The sequence below is a fragment of the Pantoea sp. At-9b genome (genome assembly GCF_000175935.2).
Classification (GTDB): domain Bacteria; phylum Pseudomonadota; class Gammaproteobacteria; order Enterobacterales; family Enterobacteriaceae; genus Pantoea.
In genome coordinates, this window is record NC_014837.1 from 3079391 (window position 1) to 3101591 (window position 22201).

At 55.3% G+C, this 22201-nt stretch carries 20 protein-coding genes and 2 tRNA genes; 14 read left to right on the plus strand and 8 right to left on the minus strand.

Annotation, left to right across the window (positions count from 1 at the left end; genetic code table 11):
• Nucleotides 1–3: 3 nt before the first annotated feature.
• Complete coding sequence (locus PAT9B_RS14145; RefSeq protein ID WP_013509964.1) at nucleotides 4–789, minus strand: IclR family transcriptional regulator; 786 nt, start codon at nucleotides 787–789, stop codon at nucleotides 4–6.
• A gap of 147 nt (nucleotides 790–936) precedes the next feature.
• Here PAT9B_RS14145 and PAT9B_RS14150 point away from each other — a divergent pair, with 147 nt between their 5' ends.
• The 3 genes from PAT9B_RS14150 (at nucleotide 937) to ypdK (ending at nucleotide 3845) form a co-directional block, all read left to right on the plus strand.
• Nucleotides 937–2538, plus strand: a complete 1602-nt coding sequence (locus PAT9B_RS14150; RefSeq protein ID WP_013509965.1) for an MFS transporter — start codon at nucleotides 937–939, stop codon at nucleotides 2536–2538.
• Between the two features lie 5 nt (nucleotides 2539–2543).
• Nucleotides 2544–3572 carry an HlyD family secretion protein gene (locus tag PAT9B_RS14155; protein ID WP_013509966.1) on the plus strand — a complete coding sequence of 343 codons (1029 nt, stop codon included), beginning with the start codon at nucleotides 2544–2546 and terminating at the stop codon, nucleotides 3570–3572.
• A gap of 201 nt (nucleotides 3573–3773) precedes the next feature.
• Nucleotides 3774–3845 (plus strand): membrane protein YpdK, encoded by a 72-nt coding sequence (gene ypdK, locus PAT9B_RS30630; protein WP_150105822.1) that lies wholly within the window; start codon nucleotides 3774–3776, stop codon nucleotides 3843–3845.
• A gap of 45 nt (nucleotides 3846–3890) precedes the next feature.
• Here the strand turns inward: ypdK and alaC are convergent, their stop codons facing one another.
• Complete coding sequence (gene alaC / locus PAT9B_RS14160; RefSeq protein ID WP_013509967.1) at nucleotides 3891–5123, minus strand: alanine transaminase; 1233 nt, start codon at nucleotides 5121–5123, stop codon at nucleotides 3891–3893.
• A 118-nt stretch (nucleotides 5124–5241) separates the two neighbouring features.
• Nucleotides 5242–5766 carry a GNAT family N-acetyltransferase gene (locus tag PAT9B_RS14165; protein WP_013509968.1) on the minus strand — a complete coding sequence of 175 codons (525 nt, stop codon included), beginning with the start codon at nucleotides 5764–5766 and terminating at the stop codon, nucleotides 5242–5244.
• Nucleotides 5767–6018: 252 nt separating this feature from the next.
• Between PAT9B_RS14165 and PAT9B_RS14170 the strand changes: the two genes are divergently transcribed.
• Together PAT9B_RS14170 and PAT9B_RS14175 are read left to right on the plus strand one after the other, a co-directional pair.
• Nucleotides 6019–7710: a sensor histidine kinase gene (locus PAT9B_RS14170; RefSeq protein ID WP_041525827.1), complete on the plus strand. Its 1692-nt coding sequence runs from the start codon at nucleotides 6019–6021 to the stop codon at nucleotides 7708–7710.
• Nucleotides 7707–8435 (plus strand): LytTR family DNA-binding domain-containing protein, encoded by a 729-nt coding sequence (locus PAT9B_RS14175; RefSeq protein ID WP_013509970.1) that lies wholly within the window; start codon nucleotides 7707–7709, stop codon nucleotides 8433–8435. Before PAT9B_RS14170 ends, PAT9B_RS14175 begins: the two co-directional genes overlap by 4 nt.
• A 35-nt stretch (nucleotides 8436–8470) precedes the next feature.
• On the opposite strand, the gene glk is transcribed toward PAT9B_RS14175, so the two are convergent.
• Both glk and PAT9B_RS14185 read right to left on the minus strand, forming a co-directional pair.
• The gene (gene glk / locus PAT9B_RS14180; RefSeq protein WP_013509971.1) at nucleotides 8471–9436 is read right to left on the minus strand and encodes a glucokinase; all 966 of its coding nucleotides are present in this window, start codon (nucleotides 9434–9436) and stop codon (nucleotides 8471–8473) included.
• 161 nt (nucleotides 9437–9597) lie between these two features.
• Complete coding sequence (locus PAT9B_RS14185) at nucleotides 9598–11247, minus strand: alpha-keto acid decarboxylase family protein (protein ID WP_013509972.1); 1650 nt, start codon at nucleotides 11245–11247, stop codon at nucleotides 9598–9600.
• A 215-nt stretch (nucleotides 11248–11462) separates the two neighbouring features.
• Between PAT9B_RS14185 and mgrA the strand changes: the two genes are divergently transcribed.
• Entirely contained in the window at nucleotides 11463–12452 is a 990-nt protein-coding gene (gene mgrA, locus PAT9B_RS14190) for an L-glyceraldehyde 3-phosphate reductase (RefSeq protein WP_013509973.1), read from the plus strand.
• A 159-nt stretch (nucleotides 12453–12611) separates the two neighbouring features.
• The gene (locus PAT9B_RS14195) at nucleotides 12612–12947 is read left to right on the plus strand and encodes a DUF2502 domain-containing protein (RefSeq protein WP_013509974.1); all 336 of its coding nucleotides are present in this window, start codon (nucleotides 12612–12614) and stop codon (nucleotides 12945–12947) included.
• Nucleotides 12948–12981: 34 nt separating this feature from the next.
• Here PAT9B_RS14195 and PAT9B_RS14200 read toward each other — a convergent pair whose 3' ends face one another.
• Nucleotides 12982–14223 carry an Nramp family divalent metal transporter gene (locus PAT9B_RS14200; protein WP_013509975.1) on the minus strand — a complete coding sequence of 414 codons (1242 nt, stop codon included), beginning with the start codon at nucleotides 14221–14223 and terminating at the stop codon, nucleotides 12982–12984.
• 372 nt (nucleotides 14224–14595) lie between these two features.
• Between PAT9B_RS14200 and PAT9B_RS14205 the strand changes: the two genes are divergently transcribed.
• The 5 genes from PAT9B_RS14205 to PAT9B_RS14225 all read left to right on the plus strand — a co-directional run bounded on the left by PAT9B_RS14205 (nucleotide 14596) and on the right by PAT9B_RS14225 (nucleotide 20243).
• Entirely contained in the window at nucleotides 14596–15786 is a 1191-nt protein-coding gene (locus PAT9B_RS14205; RefSeq protein WP_013509976.1) for a NupC/NupG family nucleoside CNT transporter, read from the plus strand.
• Nucleotides 15787–15978: 192 nt separating this feature from the next.
• Nucleotides 15979–17067, plus strand: coding sequence for an LLM class flavin-dependent oxidoreductase (locus PAT9B_RS14210; RefSeq protein WP_013509977.1), 1089 nt, complete (start codon nucleotides 15979–15981; stop codon nucleotides 17065–17067).
• Nucleotides 17067–18047 (plus strand): ABC transporter substrate-binding protein, encoded by a 981-nt coding sequence (locus PAT9B_RS14215; protein ID WP_013509978.1) that lies wholly within the window; start codon nucleotides 17067–17069, stop codon nucleotides 18045–18047. The genes PAT9B_RS14210 and PAT9B_RS14215 overlap by 1 nt, the downstream gene beginning before the upstream one ends.
• Nucleotides 18044–18634, plus strand: coding sequence for a cysteine dioxygenase (locus PAT9B_RS14220; RefSeq protein ID WP_013509979.1), 591 nt, complete (start codon nucleotides 18044–18046; stop codon nucleotides 18632–18634). The genes PAT9B_RS14215 and PAT9B_RS14220 overlap by 4 nt, the downstream gene beginning before the upstream one ends.
• Nucleotides 18627–20243, plus strand: coding sequence for a rhodanese homology domain-containing protein (locus tag PAT9B_RS14225; protein ID WP_013509980.1), 1617 nt, complete (start codon nucleotides 18627–18629; stop codon nucleotides 20241–20243). Before PAT9B_RS14220 ends, PAT9B_RS14225 begins: the two co-directional genes overlap by 8 nt.
• Nucleotides 20244–20386: 143 nt before the next feature.
• Here PAT9B_RS14225 and PAT9B_RS14230 read toward each other — a convergent pair.
• Nucleotides 20387–20462, minus strand: a tRNA-Ala gene (locus tag PAT9B_RS14230).
• A gap of 45 nt (nucleotides 20463–20507) precedes the next feature.
• Nucleotides 20508–20583: transfer RNA gene (locus PAT9B_RS14235), tRNA-Ala, on the minus strand.
• A 330-nt stretch (nucleotides 20584–20913) separates the two neighbouring features.
• Here PAT9B_RS14235 and PAT9B_RS14240 point away from each other — a divergent pair.
• The gene (locus PAT9B_RS14240) at nucleotides 20914–21702 is read left to right on the plus strand and encodes a formate/nitrite transporter family protein (RefSeq protein ID WP_013509981.1); all 789 of its coding nucleotides are present in this window, start codon (nucleotides 20914–20916) and stop codon (nucleotides 21700–21702) included.
• A gap of 111 nt (nucleotides 21703–21813) precedes the next feature.
• Complete coding sequence (locus tag PAT9B_RS14245; RefSeq protein ID WP_013509982.1) at nucleotides 21814–22167, plus strand: YfeC-like transcriptional regulator; 354 nt, start codon at nucleotides 21814–21816, stop codon at nucleotides 22165–22167.
• Nucleotides 22168–22201 lie beyond the last annotated feature (34 nt).

The window sequence follows — 22201 nt, forward strand, 5'->3', positions numbered from 1 at the left end:
TGCTTATCCTTCAACAGCGGTCATTTTGCCAATTTCGCGGGTCAACGCCTCTTTACACTTCAGGATTTCCTCACAATAACGCGCCTCATGTTTACGAAAACGCGCTGTTGGCACCAGCAGTGAGATAGAGAAGCGGCCAAATAAAGTGTCGATCGCCACCGCCATGGTTGAGATGCCCTCCAGCGTCTCACCACGGTCGTAGGAGAAACCGGTTTTGCGCACCTCGCCAATCAGCTCCAGCAGTTGCGGCAGCGTTTTGATGGTCATCTCCGTCAGCTCTTTATAGGCTTCGCCGACCATCACCCTGACATCCTCATCGCTCTCCAGCGCCAGCAAGGCGCGACCGCCCGAGGTGCTGTACAGCGGCAGGTTCAGTCCCATGCGTGGCACCACGCGCAACTCGCGTGACGCCACCACATAATGGACGATAGCCAGTTGCGTACCACTGGCGCGCGCCAGTGAGACAGTTTCATTCGTCTCTGCGGAAAGTCGTTCGAGAAAAGGACGCACCACTTCAACCACGTCACTGTGCACGCTGGAGATCAGCTTCAGCAGTGCCGGACCCAGCCGTAAACCGCCCGCGCCAGTGCTGCGCACCAGTTGCGCATTATCCAATGCGGCGACGATACGTTGCACCGTAGAACGTGGCAAATCCACCGCCTGAGCAATCTCCCCCAGGCTCATACCGCCGGGGTGCTCACCCAATGCATTTAGAATTTTTGCCGCGCGGGCAATGACCTGAATGCCGCCCGCTTTTTCATCCTCACGGCAGGAGGGAAGTTCAACCATAGTGCGATCCTTTGTGGCCTGCCTTACTTTAGCGCGATTAACCGCACTTTTACACCCTGTATCACATTGCAATACAACATACCGGGATGTAATATGTGAGCTGTATCACATCGCAATACACTGCATCAACATAACGAGAAACCTGCTATGAATGCCCAGCCCGTAGCGGCCCCGGCACCCCATCCTTTTACCCTGCGCCTTGCGCTCGGTCTGGTGGGTGTGCTGATTGCTGCACTGACCGCCGGTTTAAACGATCGCGTCACCGATATTGCGTTGGCGGATATCCGTGCGGCGATTGGCATCAGTTACGATCAGGGTAGCTGGATCATTTCGGCTTACCAGGCCGCCGAAGTGGCCGCGATGATGATTGCGCCCTGGTTTGCCGTCACCTTCTCGCTCCGCCGTTTTGCGCTTACCGTCTCGGCGGGTTTTATGATTACCGGCATCCTGCTGCCGCTGCTACCGAATGCCACCTTATTTATTACCTTGCGCGTTATCCAGGGCCTGTTCGGTGGCGCTCTGCCGCCGTTATTAATGACGGTCGCGCTGCGTTTCTTACCTCCGCCGATCAAACTGTATGGCCTCGGTGCTTATGCGCTGACGGCAACCTTCGGTCCCAATCTTGCCGCTTCGCTGGCCGCCTTCTGGACCGATGATGTCAGCTGGATGTTCGTATTCTGGCAGGTGGTGCCCGCCATGCTGATCGCCATGTTACTGATTGGCTGGGGCCTGCCGCAGGACCCACTGCGTTTCGAGCGTTTTCAGCAGATGGATCTGTTCGGCATGCTTACCGGTTGCAGCGGTATGGCGTTGCTGATCCTGGCGCTAACGCAGGGCGAACGGCTGGACTGGCTCAGTTCGCCGTTAATCGTCGCGCTATTATTCAGTGCCGCCGCATTGCTGATTGTGTTCTTTATTAATGAATGGTTTCACCCGTTGCCGTTGTTTAAGTTGCAGATGTTGCAACGCCACAACCTCGCGCACGGTCTGCTGGCTCTGGCCGGGGTGCTGATTCTGTCGCTTTCCGGTTCTGCCCTGCCCTCGGCGTATTTTGGTCAGATCGAAGGTTTCCGCACCCTGCAATTTGCTCCGCTGGCGCTGACGGTAGGTTTACCGCAGTTGTTAGTCGCACCATTGATTGCCGCGTTGTTGAATATCCGCTGGATTGATTGCCGCTGGATGTTAACCGCAGGCGTGGCATTGCTGGTGGCTTCGTGTTTGCTCGGTATGCAGATCACCACAGACTGGGGACGACAGAATTTTTGGCTGATACAAATTTTGCAGGCTTTTGGTCAGCCGATGGTGATTCTACCGGTGTTGATGAGTGCCACCAGCGTGGTTGCGCCTCCGGAAGGCCCGTTCGCCTCGGCGATGTTTAATACCGTGCGCGGTTTTTCCAGCGTCGCCGCCAGCACGCTGGTGGAGTGGTTTATCAGCCATCGCGAACAGTTTCATTCCAATATTCTGATCGGCAATGCCGCCAGCCGCTCCTGGCTGATGACCGCACCCACCAGCGCGCAAGCCAGCAGCAGCTTCCCGCTCTTGCCGGATGGCAGCGCCAGCAGCAGTGAAAACCTCAGCGGCTTCGCCAGCCTGCTGAAGCACCAGGCGATGGTGCTGAGCCTGAGCGACAGCTATCTGATGCTGATTGGCTTCGCCGCACTGCTTCTGCTGCTCACCGCCTGGCTGCCAAAACGTGTCTGGCCGCCACAAACCCTGATTCAACCTGTTACAAACACGTCGAGATAACTGATATGCGTGCTTTTGCTCTGAAGAGAACGGTGCTGCTGAGCGCCTTACTGCTGCTGTTACTGATCATGGCCTTTTTTGTCTGGTCGGCGATGACCGGTAACGATCATCGAACGGATGATGCCTACGTCAATGCGGATTACACCCTGGTGGCACCGAAAGTCTCAGGTTATATCGCCAGCGTGAATGTGCAGGATAACCAGCGCGTCAAAGCCGGTGAGCTGCTGGCAACGCTGGATGACCGCGATTATCGCGTGGCGCTGGAAACGGCCAAAGCCAATTTACAGGTCAGCGAGGCCAAACGTCTGAGCAGCCAGGCACAGCTGGAGCAGCAGCAATCCACTATTGATCAGGCCAAAGCCACGCTGGCGGCCAGCCAGGCTTCAGCGCAATACGCTGGACAGAGCGCAGCACGTTACGACAGCCTGTATAAAAGCGGCACCATCGCCGCCGATGAGCAGCAAAAAGCCACGTCAACGCAGCGTTCCGCTGCCGCCACCGTCCGTCAGAGCGAAGCAGCGCTGGCTGCCGCCGTGAAGGAAGTCGGCGTGTTGCAGGCGGCGCTGCGTCAGGCAGAAGCGGATGTCACCGCCGCACAAGCCAGCGTCGATCAGGCGCAGCTCAATCTTTCCTATACGCGTATCGTCGCCCCGGTCGATGGCATGGTCGGTCAGCGCTCGGTACGACTGGGTGCCTATGTCACCGCCGGAACCCGTTTGCTGGCGGTGGTGCCGTTGCAGCAAACCTATATCACCGCCAACTATCTGGAAACCCAGTTGACCGATGTGCGTGAGGGACAAAAGGTATTGGTGCGGGTGGATGCCTTGCCAGGCAAGACCTTTTCCGGCCATGTTGACAGCATTGCACCGGCCACGGGTGCGACCTTTTCTGCCATTTCACCGGATAACGCCACCGGCAACTACACCAAGGTGGTTCAGCGTTTGCCGGTGAAAATCGTGCTGGATGCAAACCAGGCCGATCTGGCGCAATTACGCGTTGGGATGTCGGCGATCCCTGAGATTGAGGTGCGATAAAAACGTGAGAAATATCTCAGAATGGATCTATTTCTTTTCGGAAAAATTACGCGTAAATTAGCGTTCGATCCTGTTCTGAGTTCGCTCTGAACGACCTGAGATGAAAGCGTGTAGCGGTGATGAACTCCACCTTTCTCTTATTCTGTCGCGTTACGCTGGTCTGGGATCACCATCGTCGTAAACGCTCAGAGGAGTTGTAGTGTGAAATACGCTTTGATGGGAATCTCTTTTTTCCTGTTAATCTGGGTCGGCACCTTCATGCTGATGCTCTAGAATCACCAGGAGGGGCGACGGGATTGTCGCCCCTGACATCGAAGGCTATTCGTCTTCTGTGTTTTTCACGGTTCCGGGCAAAATCCCGTCGGCACGGAACATCGCTTTAATCCCCCGCACCGCCTGACGAATACGATCGCTGTTTTCAATCAACGCGAAACGCACATGGGTATCACCGTAATCACCAAACCCGATGCCCGGTGACACGCACACCTTCGCCTCCTGCAACAAGCGTTTGGCAAACTCCAGCGAACCAAGATGCGCGTAATGGTCAGGAATCTTCGCCCAGACATACATCGAGGCTTTCGGCATCTCTACCATCCACCCCGCTTCGTGCAACCCTTTGACCAGCACGTCACGGCGACGCTTATATTGCTCGGCGATATCACGCACGCATTGCTGATCCCCTTCCAGCGCCGCGATTGCCGCCACCTGCAATGGGGTAAAGGTTCCGTAGTCGTGGTAACTCTTGATGCGGGCCAGCGCCGAGACTAACTCTTTATTACCGACCATAAAGCCGATACGCCAGCCCGCCATGTTATAGCTTTTCGATAGGGTGAAGAACTCAACCGCAACATCGCGGGCACCCGGCACCTGCATGATCGACGGCGCTTTCCAGCCATCATAGACAATGTCGGCGTAGGCGAGATCGTGGATCACCAATACGTTGTACTGCTTCGCCAGGGCAATCACGCGCTCAAAGAAGTCCAGCTCAACACACTGCGCGGTCGGGTTGGACGGGAAACCAAGAATCATCATCTTCGGTTTCGGATAGCTTTCACGAATTGCACGTTCCAACTCGTTAAAGAAATCGACGCCCGCCACCAGCGGCACAGAACGGACCTGCGCCCCGGCGATCACCGCGCCGTAAATATGAATCGGGTAGCTGGGGTTCGGCACCAGCACGGTGTCGCCGTGGTCGAGGGTAGCCAGCATCAGGTGCGCCAGTCCCTCTTTCGAACCGATGGTGACAATGGCTTCGGATTCAGGATCGATATCCACCTGATAACGGTCAGCGTACCAGCGCGAAATGGCCCGGCGCAGACGCGGAATCCCTTTCGAGGTGGAGTAGCCGTGGGTGTCCTCGCGTTGGGCCACCTGGCACAGTTTTTCTACGATATGTGGCGGCGTCGCGCCATCCGGGTTCCCCATCGAGAAATCGATGATGTCTTCGCCGCGCCGACGCGCAGCCATCTTCAATTCAGCGGTGATGTTAAAAACGTAAGGGGGAAGGCGGTCAATACGAGAAAAACGACGGGGTGTGCTGTTATCAGCCATGATGTCCTCTGGAGTACGTTAGCGCCCGGACCGTCCGAGCGACGTGGGTCACTGCTGTGACCGAATCAAGAACATAACGCGGCAATAACGGGATTGTCGAGTGCCGAAGATAATTTTTTTATTGCTGTTGATTCAGACGACCGAGCACCCAATCGTTTACCCATTGACCATTTAGCAGATAATTATCTCGCAAAACCCCCTCCAGCACGAAATCATTCTTCTCCAGAATGCGTCGTGACGGCCAATTCCCCTCCACCACTAACGCTTTCAGCTTATGAAATTCGGCTTGCAGCAAAAATGTACAAAGTGCACCCAACGCTTCACTGCCGTACCCCTGACCGGTAAAGCGGTGCAACATCATATAACCGACCTCGGCCTGTCGATACGGTTCCCATTCCGGGTTACAACCAAACAAGCCAATGGCTTCGCCGGTTGCACGTAAGCGCGCTACCATGCACAGCATATGAAAGCTGCTGACCTGCCACGGAACAAGGCGCTCCGTAAAGCGCTGGCGAATATCCTCCTCATCGGGAATTTCACTCACCCAGGTCATGGTGGCGGCATCTTCGTGTACCGCTTTAAATATCTGCCAGTCTTCAGGCTGGAGGCGGTTAAGGATCAAACGAGCTGTGACTAATTGCATGGCTGCGCTCCGAAAAAGGCTTAGGCCAACATAACAAACCGGGCCAATGACAACCAGTCTCACAGCAGGGAAAAACTAATCCTCTTTTTAGCAATCAACTTTTCCCCTTTTTGTTTTTTAGCCGATAAAAATTGATCCTGGCCATAAGAAGTGTCTGAGGCCTGTCAGGGCGCTGGCGGATCGTGATCACATTTTTTATCATAGCCCTACCCCCTGGTTACCGACGAGATGCCTGTGCCTTCTCACTTTGACATGCTGCTGGCGGTGTTTGACCGTGCCGCACTGATGCTGATTTGCCTGTTCTTTCTTACCCGGACGCGGGCGTTTCGCCAGCTACTGCAGAAAGATGAACACTCGCGTCAGGAAAAAGTGGTGGTGACCGCGATCTTTTCGCTGTTTGCCCTGTTCAGCACCTGGTCAGGTATTGATGTCGATGGTTCATTGCTCAACGTGCGCGTGATTGCCGTGATGTCAGGCGGTATTTTGTTTGGCCCGTGGGTCGGTATCGCCACCGGCGTCATTGCCGGACTGCACCGTTTTCTGATTGATATTCATGGCATTACCTCAGTCCCGTGCCTGATCACCAGCGTGATTGCCGGGGTCGCTTCGGGCGCAATTAATCGCCGGGTGAGCAAGGAACAACGCTGGCGTGCCGGTATTCTCGGCGGCATGTTATGTGAAAGCCTGACCATGCTGCTGATTGTGCTGTGGGCCAGACCGATGTCACTCGGCCTTGATATTGTCTCGGAGATTGCCTTGCCGATGATCCTTGGCTCCTCCAGCATCGGTTTGATTGTGCTGCTGGTGCAGAGCGTCGAAGGGGAAAAAGAGGCGATTGCGGCACGCCAGGCCAAGCTGGCACTGGAAATCGCCAACAAAACGCTGCCGTTGTTCCGCCAGATTAACAGCCATTCACTGCATCAGGTGTGCGATATCATACGCGACGAAATCCATGCCGATGCCGTGGCGATTACCAATACCAAACAGATTCTCGCCTACGTCGGCTATGGCGCACAAAACTATCAAAATGGCGACGATGGCCTCAGCCCTACCACGGCGCAGGCGATCACCAGCGGCAAAATCATCATCAAGAATAATGATGAGGCACACCGCACCAAAGATATTCACTCAATGCTGGTTATTCCCCTTTGGGAAAAAGGGGAAGTCACTGGCACGCTAAAAATCTATTACCGCCGCGCCCACCGTATCACCGGATCGCTCAAAGAGATGGCTGTCGGGCTGTCACAAATCATCTCCACCCAGTTGGAAGTGTCCCGCGCAGAACAACTGCGTGAGATGGCCAACAAAGCGGAATTGCGCGCGTTACAGAGCAAGATTAACCCGCATTTTCTGTTTAACGCCCTGAACGCCATCTCGGCATCGATTCGAATGAACCCGGATACCGCGCGCCAGTTGGTGATTAACCTGTCACGTTATCTGCGTTACAACCTGGAACTGAATGACGACGAACCGATCGATATCAAAAAAGAGCTGTGGCAGGTGAAGGATTACATTGCCATCGAACAGGCGCGTTTTGGTGACAAGCTATCGATGATCTATGACGTTGATGAAGACCTGCATTTTACCCTGCCCAGCCTGTTGATTCAGCCACTGGTCGAGAATGCCATCGTGCACGGCATCCAACCCTGTCGCGGTAAAGGCGTGGTGACACTCAGCGTCAAAGATCTCGGCGACCGGGTGCGCGTGGCAGTGCGCGATACCGGAGCTGGCATCAGCGAAGAGGTGATGGCGCGTGTGGCGCGAGACGAAATGCCCGGCAATAAAATTGGCCTGCTGAATGTGCATCATCGGGTGAAACTGCTCTCCGGCCAGGGATTGACCATTGTACGTCATCAGCCTGGCACCGAAATCTCCTTCACCCTGAGCAAAAATGGCCACCGATTACCGCTAGCGCGGACCAGCGTGACGGAGACTTCAGCGTGAAAGCCATTATTGTCGAAGACGAATTTCTGGCACAGCAGGAGCTGAGCTGGATGATTCAGCATCACAGCCAAATCACCCTCGAAGCGTGTTTTGATGACGGGCTGGAAGTGCTGAAATATCTGCAAAATCATCGGGTCGATGTCATTTTCCTCGACATCAACATCCCCTCGCTGGACGGGATGTTGCTGGCGCAAAACATCAATCAATTCGCACATAAGCCATTGATTGTTTTCATTACGGCGTGGAAAGAACATGCGGTGGAGGCGTTTGAACTGGAGGCTTTTGACTATATTCTGAAGCCGTATCATGAATCACGCATCATCACCATGCTCAACAAACTTGAGGCGAGCTGGCAACAGCAGCAATCTCCCGCCAGCAGCCCGCAAACCCTTGCGCCACAGACAGTGAACCTGGTAAAAGATGAGCGCATTATCGTCACCGATATTAACGATATCTATTATGTGGAAGCACACGAGAAACTGACGTTCGTGTATACACGGCGGGAAGCTTATGTGATGTCGATGACCATCAGCGAATTTTGCAGCCGTCTGCCGGAAAGTGTTTTCTTTCGCTGTCACCGTTCATACTGCGTCAACCTGAGTAAAATCCGCGAAATCGAACCCTGGTTCAACAATACTTATCTGGTGAAATTACGCGACCTGGATGCGCAGGTACCGGTGAGCCGTAGCAAGGTAAAAGCCTTTCGGCAATTGATGCGGTTATAAGGCGAACGGCGCTGCAGGCCGCTCGCCCAAGGGCATTACAGCACGCGACCTAATGTCTGACGCAGATGTGCGCCCGCACCGAGCAGGCCAGGCTGATCGTGGGTGATCATAAACACCGGAATATCCAGCAGATAGTCGCGGAAGCGGCCTTTATCTTCAAACGCCGCGCGGAAGCCAGAAGCTTTAAAGAAGTCGAGGAAACGCGGCACAATGCCACCGGCGATATACACGCCACCAAAGGTGCCAAGGTTCAACGCCAGGTTGCCGCCAAAACGGCCCATAATCACGCAGAACAGCGACAGCGCGCGACGACAATCGGTGCAGCTGTCTTGCAGAGCGCGTTCGGTGACATCTTTCGGCTTCAGGTTTTCCGGCTCGCGCTGGTCGGATTTGACGATGGCGCGATACAGATTGACCAGCCCGGAGCCAGACAGCACACGCTCCGCTGAAACATGGCCCAGCTCCGCGCGCAGCACTTCCAGAATCTCAGCTTCTTCTTCGCTGTTCGGCGCGAAATCCACATGACCGCCCTCACCCGGCAGGCTCACCCAGCGCTTATCGACATGCACCAAATGGCTGACGCCGAGGCCAGTACCGGCACCGTAAATGGCGATCGGTTTATCCTTCACCGCGGCTTTGCCACCAAACTGAATCACATCGTTTTCTGCCAGCATCGGCACCGCCATTGAGATGGCGGTGAAATCATTGATGATTTCAAGATGGGCAAAGCCGAGGCTCTCTTTCATCTGCTTTGTGGAGAAGGCCCAGTCATGGTTGGTCATTTCGACCCAATCGCCGGTGATCGGGCAGGCAATGGCGATGCAGCCATCTTTAATATCCTGCTTTTGCTCGTCCAGATAGTGACGAATCACCGCTTCAAGATTGTCATAGTCTGCTGTTGAGAATGTTTTGGCCTGGGAGATGGCACCGGTTTCCACCTCACACAGGGCGAGACGGGCATTGGTGCCGCCCACGTCGCCGACCAGGGCGTATTTTGTCATTCTTCTGCTGCTCCGCTTGGGTCATAAATAATTGCAGGACACTATAAAAGCCTGCCAATAAAACAACAACGCCCATCAGTGCGTCAGATGGGCGTAATCACTCAAGTGCGACCACATCCTGCCATGCAGCTGGCGGACTGCACAGAGGCAACTGTCCGAATTCAGCCACCGTTGCGCTGGTGCAGCGAGGCGGTCACTTTACGCAATAACGGTGGGATGTCGTCCTTATCCAGCACCACCTCCACCAGCGCCAGGCGCTGATTCTGCGCCAGCCGCGCCATCACCGCCTCCAGTTGCTGCGTTTCACTCACGCGCCAGCTTTGCGCTTCCCCTGTCAGGCTGAGCGCCTGCGGCAGCGCGGTCCAGTTCCACTGCGCAATATCGTTATAACGCTGATGCGCACCGTGGATGGCGCGTTCGACGGTATAGCCTTCATTATTCAAAAGAAAAATAATCGGCTGCTGACCATCGCGCTGCATTGAACCCAACTCCTGGATGGTTAACTGCGCCGAACCGTCACCGATGATTAAAATCACCCGTCGATCCGGTTGCGCCGTTTGCGCACCAAAGGCGGCAGGTAAAGTATAGCCAATCGACCCCCATAACGGCTGCACCAGCAACTGCGCATCATGGGGAAGGCGCAATGCGGCAGCCCCGAAGGCGGCAGTACCTTGATCGGCCAGGATAATATCACCCGGTCGCAGGAAGTGCTGCATTGCCTGCCAGAAAGTATGCTGACTGAGAAACGCCTTAGCATCGGGGGTTTGTTGCCATTCCAACGCGTTCGCGGTGGCCCAATGCTCGCCATAACGGCGAAACAGCGGTAGCAGCGCCTCCAGCGCTTCTGCCATGGTTAATGGCGCGAAGGTCGCCCCAGCGACCACCGCATGAAACGGTTGCAGATCGATCAGCTTTTCGGCGGGCAACTGCTGGGTAAAACCGGCGGTGACGGTATCGGTGAAGCGCACGCCAACGCAAATCGTGACGTCGGTATCTTCGATGGCCGCCCGCACCGCAGGCGTACTGCCCTCCCCGGCATAGGTGCCGACAAAGCCCGGCTGCTGTTCATCCAACACCCCTTTGCCCATTAGCAGCGTGGCGGCAGGAATACTGCGCAACTGGCGCAGGGCGGCTAACTGCGGCTGTAGCTGCCAGCGCGCGGCAAGAAAATCTGCCAGCAGCGCCACCTGGCGGGCGGATGCCAGCAGGGTTTCCGCTGCCAACGCAAACGCCGCTACCGCAGAAGGAGGAGGTGTGGTGGTGGTGGCGGCGGGCAAAGGAAGCGCGATCTCCGCCTGGGCGACATCCACCGCCAGCAACAAATAGCCGGGACGGCGCTGATGCAGAGCTTCGCCAATCACGCGATCAATTTCCTGCGCCGCATTCGCTGCGGTAAGCACCGCACTCGCCACGCTAACTTCCTCCGCCATGCGGCTGAAATGGCGAAAATCGCCATCGCCCAGCGAATGATGGACGCAATCGCCCTGCCGTTGTACCTCGCTGGCCGGTGCGCCAACGATATGAATCACCGGTACATATTCGGCATAGCTGCCGGCGATACCGTTAATCGCGCTCAGTTCGCCGACCCCAAAAGTGGTCAGCAAGGCGGCTGCGCCGTTGCAACGGCCATAGCCATCTGCTGCATAGGCCGCGTTCAGTTCGTTGGCACAGCCAACCCAGGTGATATCCGGATGGGCAATAACACTGTCGAGAAACTGTAAATTGTAATCGCCCGGCACACCGAACAGGTGCCGGACGCCCGCCTGCTGTAAACGCATCAACAAATATTCGCCAACTTTGAGAGTTTTCATGCACCGCGACTCCTTATGTGGGTTATATGAGGAGTATTAGCGATGCGGCTGAATTGGTTGGATTTTCATCATCATTTCTCAGAATGATCTGGCAATAGATCGTTACGAGGACGGAAAAATCTGTAAGTTGCGATCGGCGACGCGTTTGCCATTAGTGTAAACGCATACACTGCTATGCTGATGACACTTTCTCCCCTTTGAGACAGGAACGCTGCATGAGTGTTTTTCCCCATCCCGAACGTTATCAACAGATGCAATACCGTCGCAGTGGCCGTAGTGGCCTGAAACTTCCCGCCATTTCGCTGGGCTTGTGGCACAACTTTGGTGACAGCACCCGGGTTGATAACAGCCGCGAGCTGCTGCGCCACGCCTTTGATTGCGGCATTACGCATTTTGACCTGGCAAATAACTACGGGCCGCCGCCGGGATCGGCTGAAGAGAATTTTGGCCGCATTCTGCGCGAGGATTTTCGTGGTTATCGTGATGAGCTGCTGATCTCCACCAAAGCGGGTTACACCATGTGGGATGGCCCCTACGGTGACTGGGGATCGCGCAAGTATCTGATCTCCAGCCTCGATCAAAGCCTGAAACGTATGGGGCTGGAGTACGTGGATATCTTTTATCATCACCGCCCAGACCCGGAAACGCCGCTGGAAGAGACCATGCGCGCGTTAGATCAGGTGGTACGTCAGGGCAAAGCGCTGTATGCCGCCATCTCTAACTATCCGGCCGAACGCGCCGCTGAAGCGATTGCCATTTTACGCGACCTCGGTACGCCCTGCCTGATCCACCAGCCACGCTATTCGATGTTTGAACGTGGGCCGGAACAAGGGCTGCTGGATGTGTTAGGCGATAATGGCGTCGGCTGCATTGCCTTCTCCCCGCTGGCGGGCGGCGTCCTGACCGACCGCTATCTGCAAGGGATTCCCGAGGATTCACGCGTTGCCAGCGGCAGCAAATTCCTGCGCGAAGATCAGCTGACGCAAGAAAAAATGGCCAGGGTGCGTGCACTGCAAAACATCGCACAGCAGCGTGATCAGAAGCTGGCGCAGATGGCGCTGAGCTGGGTGCTACGTGATACCCGCGTCACCTCAGTACTGATTGGTGCCAGCAAAACGTCACAAATTGATGATGCCGTTGCCATGCTGAGCCAGCCTGCACTGAGTCAGGAAGAGTTACAGGCCATTGAGGCAATTTTAGTGTAACCGCTTTACCGCCCGGCCAGCGCCGGGCCTCTTCTTCAGCAGAAAACTCTTATTTCAGATTTTCCTCAACGCATTCAGACTACGTCTTAAGGACTTTTTGGTCCGATCTGGCAGACTAGCGCAACGGTGGCAACACATAAGCTGCCGAAAAGGAGAATTATGAAACGTGGAATCTTGTTTGCCGCTTTGCTGGCAACGCTGTCCCCACTGGCACTGCACACAGCCCATGCCAGTAGTGCCACCCTGAATATTGCCCCCGGCATCACCCTGCATTTAGGCGATCGCGATCATCGTGGTTATTACTGGGATGGTGGCCGCTGGCGCGAACCGCGTTGGTGGAATGATCGCTATCGTTACCACGACCATCGCTGGTGGCGTCATGAAGAGTGGCGTCGCCATGAGGCGTGGAAACGCGAACAGGAACGTCGCCGTCATGAGCGCTGGCGTCATGAACATCGCCATGATCATCATGGTCGTGGCCCGGACCGCTGGTAAATAGCGATAAAAGGTGCGCCAAGGCGCACCTTTTTTATAATCCCAACGCCTGCCCCACCAGCAGATAAATATTCAGCGCGACAACCAAGCCAACAATCACCCAGCCAATGGTTTGCATCAGACGTGAATTAACCATCTCGTCCCCCATCAGCGCGCGGTTGCCGGTAAAAAACAGCAGCGGCACCAGAGCCAGCGCGATACCAAAACTCAACAGTACCTGGCTAAACACCAAAATGCGCGTGGGATCCCAGCCAGCCCAGATCACGATAAATGACGGCAGCATGGTAACGGCGCGGCGTAACCACAGCGGAATCTGGAAACGGATAAAGCCCTGCATCACCACCTGACCGGCCAGGGTTCCCACCACCGTGGAAGAGAGCCCTGCCGCCACCAGGCTAAGACCAAATACCGTCGCCGCCGCGTGGCTTAACAGTGGCTGTAACGTCAGGTAGGCCTGATCAAGATCGGCAATACCGGTATGACCGCTAAAGTGAAAAGCCGCCGCCGCGGTCGCCATCATCGCCAGATTAACAAACCCGGCAATGGTCATGGCAATCGCCACATCCAGTTTGGTAGAGGAGTAACGCTGCCCTTTGGTGCCCTGATTGCCGTACTGCGTCAGCGCCGAATGCAGATAGATCACGTGCGGCATAATGGTGGCACCCAGCACCCCGGCGGCGAGGAATACCGCATCCGCCGAGGGCAGTGATGGCAGCGCCATGCCGGTAATCAGCTCACTGACTTTCGGCTGGGAGAAGAACAGCTCAACAATATAGGCCGCCGCCACAAACAGCAGCAGCCCACCTATAACCAATTCGAGGGGCTTTTGTCCGCGGTTTTGCAGCATTAGAATCAGGAAAGTCGCGATGCCGGTCAGCACTGCGCCCTGAAAAAGCGAGATGCCCAGCAACAGCTTAAAGCCCAGGGCAGCACCGATAAATTCCGCCAGGTCGGTCGCCATGGCGATAATTTCGGCCTGTACCCAGTAGAACCACACCGCCGGGCGCGGGAAGCGATCGCGAATGTGTTCCGCGAGGTTTTTGCCGGTCGCAATCCCGAGCTTGGCGGACATCAACTGGATCAGCATCGCCATAATGTTCGCCCAGACCACGACCCACAGCAGTTTATAGCCGTAAGCGGCCCCCGCCTGAATATTGGTGGCGAAATTGCCGGGATCGATATAACCGATAGCCGCGATGAAGGCCGGTCCCAGCAGGGCAAGTTTGATCTTTCTGGCTCCACGAGCGGCGCGCTCTGCGGTGCGGCTTTCTGACATAGTTTAGGACCCTGTCTTAACGCTTGTTTACCCGTACAGGTTACGGGGCAGGCGCGGCAAGTGAAATATGGTTATAGTTATCGCTTTAATAGATAGTGCTATAAAGTATAGCCTTTGCTATACCTTGCGGTAAAGTCAGGTTTTGCCAAAATGTGTGCAACAGGTTTCAATCTACCCTCGGCTCATTTTATAGACAATCATTTTGTGGTTATTTTTCTTGTTAGAAGTGTGTGAAGAAGTTGTGATGGTTGAGACTAATCTTAAAAATATGTCGATAGTTAATACTTATAATGTGGTTTAGATCTCGTTTTTAAGTAACGCGTTACATAGAATACGCAGCAAAATACAACCCTCCTCAAATTTGGAGCCGACATGTCCCATATTTTGCACTTTCTTTTGGCATTGGTGGTGGTAGCCGTGCTGGCCTTATTGGTCAGTCACGATCGTAAAAGCATCCGTATCCGCTATATCGTTCAGCTTCTGGTGATTGAAGTTCTGTTAGCCTGGTTCTTCCTTAATTCTGAAGCCGGTCTCGGCTTTGTGAAAGGTTTCGCCGGTCTGTTTGACCATCTGCTGAAGTATGCCGCAGAAGGGACCAACTTCGTGTTCGGCAATATGAATGAAAAAGGCCTCGCCTTCTTCTTCCTGAACGTGCTGTGCCCGATTGTGTTCATCTCCGCACTGATCGGTATTCTGCAACATTTCCGCATCCTGCCATGGGTGATTCGTGGCATCGGGACCGTGCTGTCAAAAATCAATGGCATGGGCAAACTGGAATCCTTTAACGCCGTCAGCTCTCTGATTCTGGGACAATCAGAAAACTTTATCGCCTATAAGGATATCCTCGGCAAAATGTCACAGCGCCGCATGTACACCATGGCGGCTACCGCGATGTCGACGGTGTCTATGTCGATCGTGGGTGCGTATATGACCATGCTGCAACCGAAATATGTCGTTGCCGCGCTGGTGTTGAACATGTTCAGTACCTTTATCGTGCTGTCGCTGATCAACCCGTACCGCGTCGATAGCGAAGAAGATTTGCAGTTGCAGGATCTGCACAAAGGTCAGAGCTTCTTCGAAATGCTGGGCGAATACATCCTTGCCGGTTTCCGCGTGGCGATTATTGTTGCCGCTATGCTGATCGGCTTTATCGCCCTGATTTCCGGCCTGAATGCGCTGTTTGATGTGATCTTCGGCATCAGCTTCCAGGGTGTGCTGGGTTATGTCTTCTATCCCTTTGCCTGGGTGATGGGCGTGCCTTCCAACGAAGCGTTGCAGGTGGGTAGCATCATGGCGACCAAACTGGTCTCTAACGAATTCGTGGCGATGATGGATCTGCAAAAAATTGCCGGTCAGCTGTCACCGCATGCGGAAGGTATTCTGTCGGTATTCCTCGTTTCCTTTGCTAACTTCTCTTCTATCGGGATTGTGGCGGGTGCGATTAAAGGTCTGAACGAAGAACAGGGTAACGTTGTTTCCCGCTTCGGTCTGAAACTGCTGTATGGCTCCACCCTGGTCAGCGTGCTTTCCGCCGCGATTGCCGGTCTGGTGCTGGCCTTCTGATGCACAGGGCGAGCGACGGCTCGCCCTTCTCTTCTTTAATATTCCTATCAGTTATATCCTCTTTTTTCACACCGCTTTCCGCGCCCTTCCCTGCTTCACCGTCAAACGCAAAACCTTTGCACAATATTGAATTTCCGTTGCCACCGCCTGCGCCCGTAGCTTTTCTCCATTACCTCACTTCAGGAGAACAGTATGAGCATTCAGTTTCTTGGCATGATTGGCCACCGTCTCGCCTCGGAAATCATCCCCGCCAGCGGCCCGCTGTTTGATAAAGATTACATTGCCCGTTTCGCCCGCGCGCATGAAGAGGCCGGTTTTGATCGCATTCTGGTTGGCTACTGGTCTGATCAACCGGACGGTTTTCTGGTCACCGCCCATGCCGCCGCCCATACCTCGACGCTGAAATTCCTGCTGGCACACCGTCCGGGCTTTGTCGCGCCAACCCTGGCCGCGCGCAAACTGGCTTCGCTTGATCACCTGACCGATGGTCGTCTGGCCGTGCATATCATCAGTGGCGGCAGCGACAGCGAACAACGGCGCGATGGCGATTTCCACCCTAAAGCCGAACGTTATGCCCGCACCGATGAATTTCTCACGGTGCTGAAGCAGAGTCTGGAATCCACGCAGCCCTATGATCATAAGGGAACCTTCTATCAAGCCGAGCAGGCGTTCTCCGCCATTAAGCCGTTGCAGAAAAAGCTGCCGATCTATTTTGGTGGTTCTTCCGCAGAAGCGATCGATGTCGCCGCACGCCATGCCGATGTGTTTGCCCTGTGGGGCGAACCGCTGCAAGGCGCAGAAGAAACCGTGCGCACTGTCCGTGCCGCCGCCGCAAAACAGGGACGGGAGATTGATTTCAATATCTCCTTCCGACCCATCCTCGGGAAAACCGAAAAAGAGGCCTGGGAACGCGCTGAATATATCCGCGAAACCGCCGGGAAACAGCTGGCGGAAAGCGGTTATACCTTCGGCTTGCCCAAACCACAGAGCGTTGGAGCACAGCGTCTGCTGGCGGCCGCTAATGCCGGGGATCGCCACGATAAAGTGCTGTGGACCGGTGTCGCCAAACTGGTACAGGGCGGCTACAACTCCACCGCGCTGGTGGGTACGCCTGAGCAGGTGGCGGATGCGCTGCTGGATTATTACCGCCTCGGCATCCATAACGTGCTGATTCGCGGCTTCGATCCGCTTAATGATGCGGTGGAATATGGCCGCGAGTTGCTGCCACTGACGCGTGAAAAAGTGGCGGCCGTTGATCGCCAACAAAAAAGGAGCGCCTGATGCGGCTGGCTGCGTTATTTGCCGGTCTGACACTGGCACTATCACTTAACCCACTGTTCGCTGCCGAGAAAGTCACTCTGCGTCTTGGTGATGTGAAGGGGGATCGCTTTGCGGCGCTGAAGGCGTCTGGCGAGCTGAACAATCTGCCTTATGACCTCAAACTCACGGCATTTGATTCCGGTGCGCCGGTGCAGGAAGCGCTGAACGCCGGGGCGCTGGATGTCGGTTTTACCGGCGATTTGCCGTTCCTGTTTGTCTATGCCGCAGGGGCTCCGGTTAAAGCGGTCGGCGCATGGCAGAATAACCCTGATAGCATCGCCCTGCTCACCCGCCCCAATGCCGGGATTCACAGCTTACAGGATTTGAAAGGCAAGCAAATTGCAGTGAATCGCGGTGGCTGGGGCCACTATCTGATCCTTGGCCTGCTGGAGCGCGCGGGCCTTAAGCCCAGTGATGTGACGCTGCGTTTTCTCGGCCCGGTGGATGGTCGTGCCGCGTTAACGTCTGGAGCCGTAGCCGCCTGGGCCCCGTGGGAACCTTATATCGCCACCTCTACCGCCGTCGATGGCACGGTGCGCGTGCCACAGGGCGGTGGCAAAGGAATTATGTCGGGCTACTCCTATGCGCTGGCGCGTGATGAAGCCCTGAGTAACCCGGAAAAACGCAAAGCCATCGCCGATTTGCTGGTGCGTTTAGCCAAAGCGCAGATCTGGGCACAACAGCATCCGAGCGAGTTTGCGGCGGTCTTGGGGAAAACCCTCAATATGCCCACCGCCATTACCGCCAGCTGGATTGCCGATGCACGCATCCGCCCGTTGGTTTTCGATGCCAGCCTGATTGGCACACTGCAACAGTCAGCCGATTTCTTCCACCGCTACCAGGTGCTGCCTAAACAGGTCGATGTCAGCCAAGCCTTTGATTTCAGCCTCGCAACCGGGGCCAATCAGGTGGCAAAAAGCGTTCAGGGAGATAAATCATGAGTGAACGTCAGCACCAGCGGTTACGCACCTTTGTTGGCAATTTGGCGCAGTTGCTCGACAGCCAGCCCGCTGAATCCACCGTTTTGCAACACGGCAGTGCCTGGTTAAGCGAGTTGATTCGCCATGACGACTGGCTGGATGAGGCGTTTACCCAACCCCATCCCGAGCATTACCAACAATATTTGTTGTATGCCGATGCGCAGCAGCGCTTCTCGGTAGTGAGCTTTGTCTGGGGTCCCGGACAGCAGACGCCGATACATGATCATCGCGTCTGGGGGTTAATTGGCATGCTGCGCGGCGCGGAGATTTCCCAGTCGTGGCAACCGGGTCCAAATGGGTTACAGCCCGCAGGCTCGCCGGTCCGCCTTGAGCCTGGCAGCGTCGAAGCGGTATCACCGACGGTGGGTGATATCCATCGTGTCAGCAACGCCTTTGACGATCGCGTCTCCATCAGCATCCACGTCTATGGTGCGAACATCGGCGCAGTTAAGCGCGCGGTCTATCGTGAAGACGGCAGCGAAAAAGTGTTTATCTCCGGATACAGCAACCGTTATTTACCAAACATTTGGGATCTTTCACATGACTAAACCGGTTTTTCCGTTACGCCAGGCCGCCGATATTTTGTCCGCATTGCGTCAGCAGCAGGAAGTGGCACTGGTCGATGTCCGCGATGAAGCGCTGTATGCCACGGGACACCCGTTATTTGCGGTGAACATCCCGTTATCCAAACTGGAACTGGAGTGGCTGGATCGTATCCCACAACGCGACACTGCCATCACCCTGTACGATAACGGGGAAGGACTGGCACAAACGGCGGCGGAACGTATTAGTGCGCTGGGTTACCGCCATGTCGCGCTACTGGCAGGCGATCTGCCTGGCTGGCAGGCCGCAGGCGGTGAGTTGTTTATCGACGTTAACTCACCCAGTAAAGCCTTTGGCGAACTGGTGGAACACCATAACCAGACGCCATCGCTTTCCGCCGATGAAGTGCATGCTTTGCTGAACAGTGACCAGGAGGTGGTGGTGCTGGACGCGCGGCGCTTTGATGAATATCAGACCATGAGCATCCCACACGCCACCAGTGTGCCTGGCGGTGAGTTGGTGTTACGGGTGCGCGATCTCGCCCCCTCACCGGAAACCACGGTGATCGTCAATTGTGCGGGCCGTACTCGCAGCATCATTGGTACACAGTCACTGGTGAATGCCGGAATCCGCAACCCGGTGTTTGCACTGCGTAACGGCACCATCGGCTGGACGTTGGCAGGTTATTCACTGGATAAAGGGCAGGCGCGTCGTTATGTCGCAACCAGCGAAACCGCACAACGTCAGGCCGCGCTAAAAGCACGCGCCCTGGCGGAGCGCGCCGGTGTGGAACACATCACCCTCGACGTACTCCACAGTTTGCGTAAAGAGCATCGCACCACTTATCTGTTTGATGTACGCGATGCGCAGGAGTATGCCGCAGGTCATGTGCCGGGCAGCCGCCCGGTGCCAGGCGGCCAACTGGTGCAGGAAACCGATCACTACGCCAGCGTGCGTGGCGCGCGCATTGTGCTGATTGACGACGATGGCGTGCGTGCCAATATGGCCGCCTCATGGCTGGCACAACTCGGTTGGCAGGTGGCGGTAGTCGAGGGATTGCAGGCCCATGATTTCAGCGCGACGGGCAACTGGCAAGCGCAGGTGCCCTCAACCGCAGCGCCAGAATTTGTTTCGCCAGCGCAGCTCGCCAGCCTGCTGAATGAGGGGAATACGCAGGTGTTGGATTTCACCACCCACGCCAATCATCTCAACAGTCATATTCCTGGTGCAGCCTGGCTGCTGCGCTCCACCCTGCAACAGCAGGGCAACGCCGCATTGCCTGAGGCGCAACACTATGTCCTGACCTGCGGCAGTAGTTTGCTGGCAGGTTATGCGGTGCAGCAGGTGGCAGAAGTGACCGGAAAACCGGTATACGTACTGGAGGGGGGCAACGCCGCCTGGCGTGCCGCCGGTCTGCCAACCGAGCAAGGCGCACAACGGTTGCTGTCGCCAGCGATTGATCGCTATCGCCGCCCGTATGAGGGCACGGATATTGAACCTGCGGTGATGCAGGCTTACCTCGACTGGGAATACGGTCTGGTCGCGCAGTTGGATCGTGATGGGACGCATGGGTTCAGGGTACTGAAGCCGCTGTCGCAGGTTGCGGCAGTCTGATTCGTAGCAGCGCGATTTATCGCGCTGTTTTTTATCCCGTGCAATAAATCGCGGTTATTAAAACCCGCGCGATAAATCGCGCCGCTACGGGATAATGCAAGGTAATGATTTTTTTGAAAATGTGTTCGGAACGAACAGAGAAATGGTGGAGATAAGCGGGATCGAACCGCTGACCTCTTGCATGCCATGCAAGCGCTCTCCCAGCTGAGCTATACCCCCACATCTGGAATCGTTTTTTCAGTGCCAAACTTTTGGGAAGAAGTTTGGTGGAGCTAAGCGGGATCGAACCGCTGACCTCTTGCATGCCATGCAAGCGCTCTCCCAGCTGAGCTATAGCCCCGAACCGAAAAAACCGCCGAGTCACCTCGACGGACGGCATAATATGAAACCCCTTCCTGGGTGTCAACGTCAAATTTCCGTTCTGTGTTCGATCGCTGAAAAAGGCGGCAAACCCGCGTCACAATGGCTTTTTTTTCATCATCATCTGACCATAAAACCCTGGCCACAGACGCAGGCTAAGGTTAACCCGGCGTTAATGATGTTAGGAGAAATCTTGTTTTCGTTACGCGCACGTGTAAACTTAGCGCGCTAATTAACCGATCACCGACCAGGGTTCCGCCTTTTGACCGGTTAGCACCTTCCCCTTGCTATTAAAAAGATAAGTGAGTTTATGTCGCTGCATACACCTAAAGAGATCGCCCAACTGGCGATTCAGTCTGGCGTGGTTAAAAGCCAGGCGTCAGTTTCTACCTTGTTGATCCTTGGCTTTATGGCGGGCGCATTTATTGCTACCGGCTTTCTGCTTGATCTGCATGTCATTAACCAACTGCCAGCCGATTGGGGTTCCTTCGGTGGATTTCTCGGCGCGGCTGTGTTCCCGGTCGGTCTGATCCTGACGGTGCTGGCCGGTGGCGAGTTGTTGACCGGTAATATGATGGTTATGCCCATCGCCTGGTTCGCGCGTCGCATCAGCGGTTTCAGCCTGCTGCGCAACTGGTTCTGGGTCACCATCGCCAACTTCCTCGGCAGTATCGCCGTGGCGTGGTTCTTTGGTCATATGTTGGGCATGACCGAAGGGGATTACCTGAAGAAAACCGTGGCTATCGCCACGGCGAAGGTGAATGCCGATTTCCTGCATGCCTTTATCTCCGGCATTGGCTGTAACTGGCTGGTGTGCCTGGCGGTGTGGCTGGCGTTCGCCAGTAAAGATGTGGTGGGCAAAATTTTCGGTATGTGGTTCCCGGTAATGGCGTTTGTGGCGATTGGCTTCCAGCACGTGGTGGCGAATATGTTTATCGTCCCGGCGGCGATTTTTGCCGGACAGCTGGGTTGGGCCGAGTACCTGCCGAATTTTGTCGCCGTGTTCCTCGGTAACGGTGTCGGCGGTGCAATTTTCGTCGGTCTGACCTACTTTATCGCCTTCCGTCCAGCCATGGCGGCAACCAGCGAAGTACGTTAATCGAATGGTGCCTTTTGCCTCCGGGCAGAAGGCATTTTCCACCGTGGTTACTTTCACCTGTAACGTTTTGTTGTAATATGTAGATCTAATGTATTTAACAGGGAAAGCGTCGTGAAAAAGGAATGGCTAACACCCGAAGAACTCGCGCTGGAAACCGGATACAGTCGCCAGACTGTTAACAAATGGATTAAACGCGAAAACTGGACAACCACGCCGAAGCCCGGTGTACAGGGCGGTAAGGCGCGTTTGATTCACATTGATGAACGCGTTAAAAGCTTTATCCAATCCACTCGCCACGCGAATGAACCGGCAGCCCATTACGCTACACAGCAAAATACGTTACCTGCGTTATTAATAAATTCTATCCAGCAAATGACCGTCGCCGAACAGGAACAATTGGTGGCGCTGCTATTGCGGGAAGGGATCAGAGGCGTATTGCTACGGCTGGGAATTCAGGAAAAATAAAAAAGCCGGGAGCACAGCTTCCGGCTTTTTTACA

Excerpts from the sequence above, each read along its gene's own strand:
- PAT9B_RS14215 (WP_013509978.1), top strand. The coding sequence starts at position 17,067 with ATGCGGCTGGCTGCGTTATTTGCCGGTCTGACACTGGCACTATCACTT.
- PAT9B_RS14165 (WP_013509968.1), bottom strand. The coding sequence starts at position 5,766 with ATGCAATTAGTCACAGCTCGTTTGATCCTTAACCGCCTCCAGCCTGAA.
- PAT9B_RS14155 (WP_013509966.1), top strand. The coding sequence starts at position 2,544 with ATGCGTGCTTTTGCTCTGAAGAGAACGGTGCTGCTGAGCGCCTTACTG.
- PAT9B_RS14200 (WP_013509975.1), bottom strand. The coding sequence starts at position 14,223 with ATGTCAGAAAGCCGCACCGCAGAGCGCGCCGCTCGTGGAGCCAGAAAG.
- PAT9B_RS14240 (WP_013509981.1), top strand. The coding sequence starts at position 20,914 with ATGTCGCTGCATACACCTAAAGAGATCGCCCAACTGGCGATTCAGTCT.
- glk (WP_013509971.1), bottom strand. The coding sequence starts at position 9,436 with ATGACAAAATACGCCCTGGTCGGCGACGTGGGCGGCACCAATGCCCGT.
- PAT9B_RS14170 (WP_041525827.1), top strand. The coding sequence starts at position 6,019 with ATGCTGCTGGCGGTGTTTGACCGTGCCGCACTGATGCTGATTTGCCTG.
- PAT9B_RS14210 (WP_013509977.1), top strand. The coding sequence starts at position 15,979 with ATGAGCATTCAGTTTCTTGGCATGATTGGCCACCGTCTCGCCTCGGAA.
- PAT9B_RS14220 (WP_013509979.1), top strand. The coding sequence starts at position 18,044 with ATGAGTGAACGTCAGCACCAGCGGTTACGCACCTTTGTTGGCAATTTG.
- mgrA (WP_013509973.1), top strand. The coding sequence starts at position 11,463 with ATGAGTGTTTTTCCCCATCCCGAACGTTATCAACAGATGCAATACCGT.
- PAT9B_RS14185 (WP_013509972.1), bottom strand. The coding sequence starts at position 11,247 with ATGAAAACTCTCAAAGTTGGCGAATATTTGTTGATGCGTTTACAGCAG.
- PAT9B_RS14145 (WP_013509964.1), bottom strand. The coding sequence starts at position 789 with ATGGTTGAACTTCCCTCCTGCCGTGAGGATGAAAAAGCGGGCGGCATT.
- PAT9B_RS14205 (WP_013509976.1), top strand. The coding sequence starts at position 14,596 with ATGTCCCATATTTTGCACTTTCTTTTGGCATTGGTGGTGGTAGCCGTG.
- alaC (WP_013509967.1), bottom strand. The coding sequence starts at position 5,123 with ATGGCTGATAACAGCACACCCCGTCGTTTTTCTCGTATTGACCGCCTT.
- PAT9B_RS14195 (WP_013509974.1), top strand. The coding sequence starts at position 12,612 with ATGAAACGTGGAATCTTGTTTGCCGCTTTGCTGGCAACGCTGTCCCCA.
- PAT9B_RS14225 (WP_013509980.1), top strand. The coding sequence starts at position 18,627 with ATGACTAAACCGGTTTTTCCGTTACGCCAGGCCGCCGATATTTTGTCC.
- PAT9B_RS14150 (WP_013509965.1), top strand. The coding sequence starts at position 937 with ATGAATGCCCAGCCCGTAGCGGCCCCGGCACCCCATCCTTTTACCCTG.